Source organism: Actinobacillus delphinicola (genome assembly GCF_900638385.1).
Lineage (GTDB): Bacteria > Pseudomonadota > Gammaproteobacteria > Enterobacterales > Pasteurellaceae > Actinobacillus_C > Actinobacillus_C delphinicola.
Genome location: NZ_LR134510.1, coordinates 1,797,165 through 1,805,773, shown reverse-complemented (window position 1 = coordinate 1,805,773; position 8,609 = coordinate 1,797,165). Strand labels below are relative to the sequence as shown.

The window sequence follows — 8,609 nt, the reverse complement described above, 5'->3', positions numbered from 1 at the left end:
TGAACGTTGATATTAATAAAACTTGGGATGATATATTCCCTATATATTATTTTTTATAAACATAAGAGGTACTCATGTTAAACACTATTTCTACCAAAGCTTATATTGCAACGACAGAAGCTTTACGTTCTGGTATTCAACGTTTCGCACGTGATGAACGTGGTGTAACTGCGATCGAATACGGACTTATTGCTGTAGCAGTAGCGGCATTAATTATTGCTGTTTTCTACAACAAAGCTGGTTTTATTCATAAATTACAAGATAAATTTGGCGAGTTAACATCAGCTATTAGTTCTACTAATGCTAATTTAGCAGTTGAGTAGCTTTTATTGGTTCTTATTTTTTATGAAAATTAAGAATAAAAACTACCCATCCATTTAAATTTAACATTGTGAAATTAGTTTTTTTTATTTTTTTAATCGTTGCACTTTTGTGCAATTTGATTTGGATAAGCTGGACGGATATAAAATCACGCCTTATTACTAACCGCGCCATTCTTCTTACCGTCCTGCTTATCCTACCTTTTAGTTATATCTTATGGAGTAAAGTCTTTATTGTTCCAGCAGTCGTTACGCTGTTAATAGGGTTTATTCTCTTTATGCTAAATAAAGTAGGGGCGGGAGATGTTAAATTACTTTCTGTTCTTATGTTAGCCGTACCTTCCGAAGAAATAATGCCTTTTTTATTCTTAGTAACTGTTATTGGAGCAGTAATCGCAATTATGACGATAGTCTGGTTACTCTTTCATAAAAAAAGTTTTATGAAATATAAATTATCTTATGGTGTTGCTATTTGTGGAGGTTTTATTCTCAATTTTGCTCCGTATATCTTATCGGTTTATTCGCATTTCTAAGAATAAATTCCAATAGTTTAGTCCTTTAAATTTAAAGTTATTGAATTCGTTCTTATCCATTAGTTATCAGGATTTATTATGAATTATCGTTTACTTTTTATTATTTCTTTTCTTATTCTTGGCGTTGGCGTCGTCGGGTTATTATTTCTTGGAAAAGATGATCGTCCTGAAGTCGTACAGCAGGTTTTAACCCCGAAAGTGGTATATAAAGATGTTGTATTAACGACAGCAACGGCAACCCGTGATATCCCTAAAGGAACACTGATTCAACCAAGTGATTACAAGATTACTAACGAAACATTAAAACTAAAAGAAGGTGATGACAATAGTACAGCCACACCAAGTTTAGCTTTTAATTTACGTCAAACTATTGCCGACGGTGGAACAGGATCATTACTTGGTTTCCTTGCTCAAGAAAATATTACTAAAGGTTCTATTATTGACCCAAATAGTATTCTTTCACCTAAGGCAGAAAACTATATTTTAGCAAGCCTTGATCCTGATACTCAATTAGCTTATGTCTTGCCAATTAATGCTCGAAATACTTTCTTATTAACAACATTAAAAGCAGGTTCAAAAGTTTCTCTCTACGCAAGTTTTTCAGAAATTTCACCTGGGCAAGAAAGTCCAAAAGGGGATTTAGTTAAAGTCGTAGATTACGTTACGGTATTAAAAGTTAATCCGCCACAAAAAGATAAAGATCAAGATCAACAATCGTTAGGCAATATTATTTTAAAACTCAGTGCTAAAGATTTAAAAAACCTTTATCAATTACCGCGCGACATTATGTTGTTGCCTTTACCAGCCAAAGAACCTCAGCCTATTGATAGTCGTGGTTTATTAATTCGTCAATTACGAGGATAGATTATGCGTAAGTTTCTTGTATCAGCACTTTGTGTCATGAGTGCTTTCGTTAGTGCGTCTGCCATGGCAAAAGTGATTTATTTAGCCCCTGGCGATAGTCAACAACTTAATTTTGATGAAAAGATTGGCACGATTTTTGTAACAAATCCAAATGTCGCAAATTATAAAGTACTAGGTGATAAATCCTTATTACTTTATGCCAAACAAGAGGGCGAAACACAACTTGATGTATTAAGTCGTGAAGGTGAAAAATCGCTTCTAAAAAGTATGGTTTCAGTGACTGAGCTAGGTAATCTTACTCGTGCTAATGAGCAGATCAAAATTCAATTTCCAAATAGCCAATTACATATTGTGAAAATGGGTAAGGCCTATGTGATCGAAGGAAAAGCGGCGACCGAAGAAGAATTGCAAACCGTACAACGTATTGTTGCCGCTGCCGTAGATAGCAAATCTGAACGTGTCGATCGTGATTTAGATAAAGACGGACTTGGCAAAGATTTGTTGACTAAATATACCTACGATAATGTCATCAATAATGCAACGATCACTAAACCAAATCAAATTAATGTCCGTTTAAGTGTGGTCGAAATTGATCGCAATCTTGCTGAAAAACTAGGCGTATCTTGGGATAACTTAACCATGCGTATGGGTGATGTGCTGAAAGCACCTTGGACATGGGTAGGAAGTTTCTCAGGTGCATCAGGTGCCGCTGTCAAATTTACTGCGGGAAGCATGAGCGGATTTATCAATGCCTTAAATAGCAATGATAATGCCAAAGTTTTAGCAGAACCGAATTTATCGATGCTATCTGGTGAAAAAGCCTCTGTACTCATCGGCGGACAAATTCCATTTATTCAATACGATCGTCAAGGTAATCCAACAGTAATTTATAAAGATTACGGTATTGATTTAAATGTAGCAGCTAAAGTGCAAACCAATGGTCGTATTCGTATTGCACTCCAACAAGCCGTAACTGATGTACTCAATAAAAGTGTACAAGGTATTCCTGTCTTAGCGACAACAAGTAGTAAATCTATTTTTGAATTAGCGAATGGTGAAAGCTTTATTATCGGTGGCTTATATAACAAACGCCAATCTCAAGCGGTATCTAAAGTACCGTTCCTCGGTGATATTCCAGTACTAGGCGCTTTCTTCCGTGATACTAGCCAAAGCAAGCAAGAAAAAGAATTACTGATTGTGGCGACAGTCCATCTTGTGAATCCAGTTCAAGAAGAAAACATTGATTTACCTGATTTTGAAGTCGCTGGTACGTTAGAAAATTTCTTTAACTTAACCCCGCTTAAAAAAGTGTATGAACGTACTCAAGTAACGAATTTCCTACAACGTGGAGGATTTATCCAATGAGAAAAATTTTAACTGCTTGCACCGTAGGTCTATTGATAGCTTCTGCTCAAGCTGCTGAAAATTATCCAAATGTAGTGATTCCGACACAGGGAAGTATCGCACCAATTTTGACTCAACCTCAAGATTATGTGCCTGCACCTAATCAGGACTATACCAGTTTCAGTATGCAGTTACTTGCATCATTGGGAACGAAAGTGCAATACCCGCTGCAAATTATCTATAAACCGACACATAAAAAAGAAGCGGTAAATTTACGCCATTTTTTGGTTAATAACGGTGCGAAATATCGAAATATCCACCTTGTGCCAAATCGTACGGCAATTTATCCATTATACGTGCGTGCAATTGTTCATATGCCTAAGCAAGCAAATTGTTTGAGCTATAAAGAAATGGATGAGCAATTGGCGGATACCAATAAATTACAAAGTGCACGTCCTTGTTACAGCATTAACAACATGCATTTACAGACAGCTTTTTAGGAGCTTTATATGTTATTACTCGATAGTGAAAATGCAACTATCAATAGCGCTCGTAAAGTCGTAGTTATCTCTACTTTAGACAGTGTACAAAATCAACTTTCTCAATTGTTACGTTCACACGGTATTGAGCAAGTTGAAGTGATTAATCGTAGCTTACAAAGTGAAGATATTGTTTTAAATGCTGAAGAAACCGTAGGGGTCATCATCGATATTGGTGATGACACAGATGTCCAGCATATTACAGAACAGGTAAATGCGATTGTGCCACAACAAATGTGGTGCTGCCTTGTTGGTTGTAGCGACTCCATCAGTTTAGCGCAAAAACTTTTAGAGCAAAATATCCTCTATTTCAATCGTGATAGTCAATTGAACTTGATGATGAACCGCATCGTTTCTAGCACGATGAATATTCCGAATACCCGTAATACGGTAAAAGTATGCGTGTTAGGGTGCAAAGGTGGTGTAGGTGCAAGTTTTATTGCGTCACAGATTGCAAATGTTATTGCCGAAAATAAAAAAGTGCCTGTGCTTTTAGCGCAAGGTACAAATGGTACACAGGATCTCGACTTGTTATTTGATAAAAAATTAGCAGGTGGGGTAGTTGCATTTGAAGAAAATCTCGATTTATTAAATGGCGATTTTAAACAACTTTCATTAGAAGAAAGACAGAAATACAACTTTATTATCTACGATCAGCCAATTTTTAATGTATCAAAAGACGAACAAATAGGCTTTTTTGATATTGCCAATAGTTTTGTTCTAGTAGTGGATCGTCACCCTAATTCTTTGCGCATTGCAAAACGTTTTTTAGAACTATGCGAACGCCGTAAAGCACAAACAGGACAACTTATCCGTACCTTTATTTGTGTGATTGATAGCCGTATGGAACATGCAACCTTGATGTCAAAAGCTGATATTGAAAGTTTGCTTGGTTCGCCTGTAGATGCCGTTATTCCTTTTTTACGAAAAACGTCCGCACCAACTGTGTTGAGTATTAAGCTTTCTAAAAACATGACAAAAAGTATCACCGAGCTAACCCTCAAAATTATTGGGGTGCTATCACGGACAGCGAAAAAAGAAAAAAACAGTGTATTAAAAGCAATTTGGCAAAAAATTCTACGATAACGAGGTGGTATAGATGTTATCTCAAGAACAACAGGTTTTTTTTCGTGATGGGATTTTAAGTAATCTGGAAGTAAATCGTCTAGATACATTAAAAGAAGATCGAGAAAAATTAGTTAATGAACTCTCACAAATTGCCTTTCAAGTTGCAGCGAAGTCAAACCAATATTTAACAGCTGCCGATGCATTGTTAATGGCAGAAATGATAGGCGATGAATTACTTGGATTCGGACCATTACGTAGCTTAATGGAAGACGATACCGTCAACGATATTTTAGTGAATGGACCTAAAGATGTATGGGTAGAACGTCAAGGGATATTAGAAAAAACTGATAAATATTTTATTAGTAATGAACAACTTACGGATATTGCCCGTCGTTTAGTTTCTACTGTTGGGCGACGCATTGATGATGGTTCGCCATTAGTAGATAGCCGCTTGCCAGATGGTAGCCGTTTAAACGTGGTTATCCCGCCAATTGCTCTCGATGGAACCTGTATTTCTATTCGTAAATTTTCAAAGAATAAGAAATCGCTACAAGAGTTAATGAAATTTGGCTCTATGACGTTACAAATGGCGAATTTTTTGATTATCGCTGCACGTTGCCGAGTAAATATTATCGTGGCAGGGGGAACAGGTTCAGGTAAAACGACATTACTTAATGCCTTATCCGCTTACATTTCACCGACAGAACGTGTGATTACGATGGAAGATACCGCAGAATTGCGTCTTGATCAGCCTCATGTTGTCCGCTTGGAAACTCGTATTGCAGGGGTGGAACAAACAGGTGCAATTACCATGCAGGATTTGGTTATCAATGCATTGCGTATGCGTCCAGAACGTATCATCGTTGGGGAATGCCGTGGGGCAGAAGCATTTCAAATGTTACAAGCAATGAATACTGGGCATGATGGTTCAATGTCAACACTGCATGCTAATAGCCCACGTGATGCCATTGCTCGTTTGGAAAGTATGGTAATGATGTCTAATGCTAATCTACCTTTAGAGGCGATTCGTCGCAATATCAGCTCAGCGGTCAATATTCTCGTGCAAGCCTCACGTTTAAATGATGGTTCACGCCGTATCACCAATATTACGGAAATTATGGGAATGGAAAATGGACAAGTGGTTTTACAAGATATTTTCACTTTCCATCCATCAGCGGAACGTACGAAAGAAGGAAAAATTCAAGGCGAATTTATTAATCATGGTTTGCTTTCACGCAGTATCGTTGCACAACAAGCAATGGTTTTTAACTTAAGTGATGAATTAAAGTCAATTTTTGCGGAGTCCGTATGATTTTATATTACATCATTTTCTGTTTTGGTGGTTTGCTCCTACTTTATACGTTTAAACGTTTTTCAAAAACAAAACGCAAAATTAATCCTAATGAAACAAAAGTAAGTCCATTACAAACAGCTTGGCAAAAAACTAAGCAACAAGCAGCATTATGGCACTATTACTTTATTGACGGTAAACAACAGAATTTAATGCGTAATGTATTAATCGTTTGTATCGTTTATTTCATTACCTTAATTATTAATACGCAGTTTATTCGTTTTAATAGTTTTATGGTTACCGCAATTTTTGCAGTTTTATTTGTCATTACAGTTTGGAAATGGGGACGCCGCCGAAATCGAAAAGATTTTGAAGTTTCTTTTCCCGAAGTTATTCAAGTTTTAAATAGTGCTACAACGGCAGGGGCAGGACTTTTACAAGCCCTTGAACGTTGCGGACGAGATATTAAAGGGCGTCTTGGTGATGAGTTTAAATATATTTATCGCCGTTTAGCTATTGGGGAAGATGTAACTACTGTATTAGAAGATAGTTATACACGTTGGCCTTATAAAGAATTTTATTATTTCATTACTATTGTTCGGATTAACCTTGAAAAAGGCGGACAAATGAAAGAAGTCATTAATCGTTTAGGTCGTGTAATTGCCGATAGTAGAAAAATGGAGCAAAAAAAACGAGCAATGACATCAGAAGCGCGTATGTCTGCCATGATTGTTGGAGCGTTTCCTTTATTTTTCTTCATCTTTATGAAATTCCAAATGCCAGAAAACTTTGACTTTGTTATTTCTGATCCGAAAGGACGTTTAGTGTTGTATTACGTTTTAGGTTCAGAATTATTTGGTATGGGAATTATCTGGTGGTTAATGAAGAAGGCGACGTAATATGCTAGCAAATATTCTATTTTTCTTACTTATTCTTGGTGGCTTTATTTTAGTCATGGCATTCGCTTTTATTGCAAAACGAAAATATCAGCGCTATCGAGAAATATTACATGGTATTCGACCTAAAGAAAAAAGTGATGAAAATACTCATGGTAAACGAAAACAGCAGATTGAATTAGAGTTATTAATCATTAGTAATAATAAATTTCTAAGAATATTAGGGCTTATTGATAAAAACATTAAATTAAAGTTTTTAATCGCAGGGTTCGTAGTGTTATTAGTTTCGTTATTGAGTCAAGATCTTGATGATATAACAAAAATTATTACCTTTATCGTTGCTTTAATCTTAGCCATTATTATTCCTGGGATTATCACAGGGATCGTTGTTAAATCACGCATAAAATCCATTATGGTTGATTTACCTGGTTTTATTGATTTAACAGCAGTTTGTGTGCAAACAGGTATGAGTATTGATATGGCATTAAAACGTGTTGCAACGGATTTTAAAGTATTAAATCCCGATTTAACTTACGTCATGCTACGTATTATGCGTAAGGCAGAAATTACAAGTTTAAGTCAAGCATTAGATGAACTTGCTATTTCCTTACCAACCAAAGAAATTCGTATGTTTGTTACCGTAATGCAACAAAGTTTAAATTTTGGTTCTTCTATTTATAATCAACTGATTCAATTATCCGCAGATATTCGTGAATTACAGTTATTAGAGATTGAAGAAAGGTTAGGAACGTTAGCTGCAAAAATGAGTATTCCACTTATTTTGTTTATTATGTTCCCAATTATTATATTAATTCTTGCACCAGGTATGATGCGAGTATTCCCGCAAGCCGGTCTGTAAATATAAATTTATCTGATGAGGATAGGATTATGATTTTAAAAAAATTTTCTAAAACAACATTATTATTAGGTTTTTCTTTGGCATTAACGGCTTGTGTTAGTCATAGTAATAGTTATTCAAATATGAGCCAATCGGGAGAAATGCAAAAGCAAATTAATTTACCCGCTTTATTAAGTGACGTAAGCTTAAAAGAAAAACTATATACTTCTACACGGAGTTATGAGAAATTAATTAATTTATATAGAGGGGTATTAAAAGTATTACCGCATAATGATACTGCAACACGAAATCTTTATCTCTATAAATTATCACAGGCTTATTTTGACAAAGGCGATAATAAATCGGCTATCTTATATTCTCAGCCATTATTACTTGTTCCAAGTTATAAACAAAAAGCGATGAGTTTAAAATTAAAAGCCTTAATCCAAGCGGGGAATTATCGTGAAGGGTTAGATGTTGCGAACGAACTTATTCGTCTTAACCCGAATATGGCAGATACTTATAATAGTCAAGGGATTGCTTATGCCGAATTAGGACAAACTACCCAAGCTGAAAAGAGCTTTAATAAAGCACGTTCCTATTTCCTAGATGATCAAATTGCGATTAATAATCTTGCAATGTTAGATATTGTAAGAGGACGTTATAAAAATGCGGTACGTTTATTATTACCTCTTTATTTAAGTAATAATAAAGATCAACGTGTTGTATATAATCTCGTATTCGCATTAATTAAAAGTGGTGATAGTCGTTACGCTTTAGAAATTATTAAAAAAGAAGGTTTAAATACCAATGGTGCAGCGTTAGTAAATGCTTTAGAAGATACGCAACGTATTTCTCGACATATTACTTCACGCCACTAATTGACCGAATAAATTATTGCTATAAAAGGAGAGCG

10 protein-coding genes are annotated in these 8,609 nt (G+C 35.5%); all 10 read left to right on the top strand.

The genetic code is table 11. The features are described 5' to 3' along the window. Positions 1-74: 74 nt before the first annotated feature. The 10 genes from EL259_RS08445 to EL259_RS08400 all read left to right on the top strand — a co-directional run bounded on the left by EL259_RS08445 (position 75) and on the right by EL259_RS08400 (position 8,574). Positions 75-323, top strand: a complete 249-nt coding sequence (locus EL259_RS08445; protein ID WP_126600736.1) for a Flp family type IVb pilin — start codon at positions 75-77, stop codon at positions 321-323. Positions 324-391: 68 nt separating this feature from the next. After that, on the top strand, positions 392-853 hold the full coding sequence (locus tag EL259_RS08440; protein ID WP_126600734.1) for an A24 family peptidase: 462 nt from the start codon (positions 392-394) through the stop codon (positions 851-853). A 78-nt stretch (positions 854-931) separates the two neighbouring features. Next, the gene (locus EL259_RS08435; protein WP_126600732.1) at positions 932-1,717 is read left to right on the top strand and encodes an SAF domain-containing protein; all 786 of its coding nucleotides are present in this window, start codon (positions 932-934) and stop codon (positions 1,715-1,717) included. A 3-nt stretch (positions 1,718-1,720) separates the two neighbouring features. Continuing rightward, positions 1,721-3,082: a type II and III secretion system protein family protein gene (locus tag EL259_RS08430; protein WP_126600730.1), complete on the top strand. Its 1,362-nt coding sequence runs from the start codon at positions 1,721-1,723 to the stop codon at positions 3,080-3,082. Then, the gene (locus EL259_RS08425; protein WP_126600728.1) at positions 3,079-3,561 is read left to right on the top strand and encodes a hypothetical protein; all 483 of its coding nucleotides are present in this window, start codon (positions 3,079-3,081) and stop codon (positions 3,559-3,561) included. Before EL259_RS08430 ends, EL259_RS08425 begins: the two co-directional genes overlap by 4 nt. Before the next feature lie 9 nt (positions 3,562-3,570). After that, positions 3,571-4,686 carry a pilus assembly protein gene (locus EL259_RS08420; RefSeq protein WP_126600726.1) on the top strand — a complete coding sequence of 372 codons (1,116 nt, stop codon included), beginning with the start codon at positions 3,571-3,573 and terminating at the stop codon, positions 4,684-4,686. 13 nt (positions 4,687-4,699) lie between these two features. Continuing rightward, the gene (locus EL259_RS08415) at positions 4,700-5,980 is read left to right on the top strand and encodes a CpaF family protein (RefSeq protein ID WP_126600724.1); all 1,281 of its coding nucleotides are present in this window, start codon (positions 4,700-4,702) and stop codon (positions 5,978-5,980) included. After that, positions 5,977-6,858: a type II secretion system F family protein gene (locus EL259_RS08410; protein ID WP_126600722.1), complete on the top strand. Its 882-nt coding sequence runs from the start codon at positions 5,977-5,979 to the stop codon at positions 6,856-6,858. The genes EL259_RS08415 and EL259_RS08410 overlap by 4 nt, the downstream gene beginning before the upstream one ends. A 55-nt stretch (positions 6,859-6,913) precedes the next feature. After that, positions 6,914-7,714, top strand: coding sequence for a type II secretion system F family protein (locus tag EL259_RS08405; protein WP_408608242.1), 801 nt, complete (start codon positions 6,914-6,916; stop codon positions 7,712-7,714). A 29-nt stretch (positions 7,715-7,743) separates the two neighbouring features. Beyond that, positions 7,744-8,574 carry a tetratricopeptide repeat protein gene (locus tag EL259_RS08400; RefSeq protein WP_126600718.1) on the top strand — a complete coding sequence of 277 codons (831 nt, stop codon included), beginning with the start codon at positions 7,744-7,746 and terminating at the stop codon, positions 8,572-8,574. The last annotated feature ends 35 nt before the right edge of the window (positions 8,575-8,609 follow it).